The 2,551-nt window shown below is 66.3% G+C and carries 2 protein-coding genes; both read left to right on the top strand.

Annotated elements, in window-relative coordinates:
• The first annotated feature begins 248 nt into the window (after positions 1-248).
• Positions 249-1,475 (top strand): class I SAM-dependent methyltransferase, encoded by a 1,227-nt coding sequence (locus WC493_RS23745; protein ID WP_373069216.1) that lies wholly within the window; start codon positions 249-251, stop codon positions 1,473-1,475.
• Between the two features lie 109 nt (positions 1,476-1,584).
• On the top strand, positions 1,585-2,551 hold a 967-nt coding region (locus WC493_RS23740), incomplete at its 3' end, for a DnaB-like helicase C-terminal domain-containing protein (RefSeq protein ID WP_373069214.1).

The following is a 2,551-nucleotide window of genomic DNA, read 5'->3' as shown; positions in this document are numbered from 1 at the left end:
CCCGGCCCTCGGGACATGCCCGCCATGCGCCGCCGCGGGCGGGGCCTACGCAAGATCGCCTATTGCGCCCCGGGCGGGGTTCACTTTTAATTCGTTCAAGAATGTTGACCGCTTAATCCCGGCGTATGGGACACGGTGTCAACCGCTGCGTCCTCCCCCGTCCTTTCAGGCGGGGCAGGCCCGGCACCGGCTGCCAGTGCCTCGACGTCGATCCAGTCCTGAACCGCTTTCCCCCGGGGGTTCATGTGATGTTGCTCGACAATCTGCTCTCGCAAGTCATTCGCCACGGCCGCCTTGCGATCATCTATCCGAACGGACGCCGCCAGATTTATGGCGAAGGTGGCGACGGTCCGTGCCCAACCATCCGCATCCACGACCGCTCGGTGCTGATCGCGGCCGCGCTCGACCCCAGCCTCGGCTTCGCCGAAGCCTATATGGACGGGCGCCTGACCATCGAGGATGGCGACGTCTATGACGTCTGCATGGTGGTCGTGCACAATTTCGAGAAGGTCGGCCTCACCGGCCTGTCGAGGCTGAAACTGGTGCTGCGCCATCTGCTGCGTCCGCTCGAGCAGCTGAACCGGGCACGGGCGTCGCGCCGGAACGTCGCGCATCACTACGATCTCTCGGGCGCGCTCTACGACCTCTTCCTCGACCCTGACCGGCAATATTCCTGCGCCTATTTCGCGCGGCCGGACATGAGCCTCGAAGAGGCGCAGGCCGCGAAGAAGGCGCATATCGCGAGGAAGCTGCGGCTGGAGCCGGGGATGCGCGTGCTCGACATCGGCTCGGGCTGGGGCGGCCTTGCCCTCACCCTCGCGCGGGACTACGGCGTCGACGTCACCGGCATCACCCTGTCGACCGAACAGCTCGCCCTCGCCCGCCAGCGCGCGGCCAGGGCGGGCCTCGCCGACCGGGTGAAGTTCGAGCTGATCGACTACCGCGCCGTCACCGGCCGCTTCGACCGCATCGTCTCGGTCGGCATGTTCGAACATGTCGGCGTCGGCTTCTACGACGCCTATTTCGGCAAGATCCGCGAGCTTCTGGCCGACGATGGCGCCGCCATGGTGCACACCATCGGAAGGGCCGGGCCGCCGGGGCCGACCAACAGCTTCATCGCCAAATACATCTTCCCCGGCGGCTATACGCCTGCTTTGTCCGAGCTGATGGCCTCGGTCGAGCGCTGCGGCCTCGTCGCCGCCGACGTGGAAATCCTGCGCCTCCATTATGCCGAGACGCTGAAGGAATGGCGCCGCCGCTTCCTCGCCCATCGGGACAAGGCGGAGGCGCTTTACGACGCCCGCTTCTGCCGGATGTGGGATCTCTATCTCGCCTCCTGCGAAGCCTCGTTCCGGGTCGGCGGCCAGGTGGTGTTCCAGGTCCAGCTCGGCCACGATGTCGCCAGCCTGCCGATCACCCGCGACTACCTCTATGTGCAGGACGAGGCGGAGCACGCGCGTCACGCGGCGCAATAGGGGCGTTCATCCCCGACGTTCACAGGCTGTGGACAAGATTCCTGGGGATGGTTGGAAAAGCCGGCGGTTCGGCTCTCGCTTCGGGGGCGCAAGCGGCTAGACTGCGGCGATGGATACCGCCCGCCCCCTTCCCGCCCCGGTCTTCGCCATGAACGATACCGGTGCGGAGCCGCATTACCGCACGCCGCCCCACAATATCGAGGCCGAACAGGCCCTGCTGGGGGCGATTCTCGTCAACAACGAGGCGATCACAAGAGTCACCGAATTCCTGCTGGCCCATCATTTCTACGAGCCGCTGCACCAGCGGGTCTACGAACACGCGCTGAAGCTGATCGAGCGCCAGCAGATCGCCAATCCGGTCACCCTGCGCCCCTTCTTCGAGCAGGACCCGGCCATGGCCGAGGTCGGCGGGCCGTCCTATCTCGCCCGCCTCGCCGCCAATGCCGTCACCATCATCAATGTCGTCGACTATGGCCGGGCGATCTATGACCTCGCCCTGAAGCGGGAGCTGATCCAGGTCGGCGAGGAAATCGTCAATACCGCCTATGAGGCGGATATCGACACCAACGCGGAAGAGCAGATCCAGGCCGCCGAAGGCAAGCTGTTCAACCTCGCCGAGGCCGGCAGCCGCGAGGGCGGGCTGATGCCCTTCGCCCATGGGCTGACCGCGGCGATCGAGGCGGCGGAGCGCGCCTTCAAGTCGGACGGACGGCTGACCGGCGTCACCACCGGCCTCGTCGACCTCGACCAGAAGCTGGGCGGGTTGCACCGCTCCGACCTCCTGATCCTCGCCGGGCGGCCGTCGATGGGCAAGACGGCGCTGGCGACCAACATCGCCTTCAACGCCGCCCGCGCCGCCCGTTTCGAGAAGGACGCGCAGGGGCGGAACGTCGTCACCTCGGAAGGCGCCGTCGTGGCCTTCTTCTCGCTCGAAATGTCGTCCGAACAGCTGGCCATGCGCATGCTCTCGGAACAGTCGCGCATCGTTTCCGAAAAGATCCGGCGCGGCCAGCTGAACACCGACGAGTTCCACCATCTGGTGCAGGCAGCGCAGGAAGTGCAGAACCTGCCGCTCT

Origin of the sequence: Zavarzinia sp., from assembly GCF_041650655.1 — a bacterium.
In the GTDB taxonomy this organism is placed as follows: Bacteria; Pseudomonadota; Alphaproteobacteria; order Zavarziniales; family Zavarziniaceae; genus Zavarzinia.
Note: the sequence above shows the minus strand (reverse complement) of the source record. Positions and strands in the feature narration are given on the sequence as shown.

What these genes read in the sequence shown, in the direction of transcription:
- WC493_RS23745 (WP_373069216.1), top strand. Translation starts at nt 249, where the DNA reads ATGTTGCTCGACAATCTGCTCTCGCAAGTCATTCGCCACGGCCGCCTT.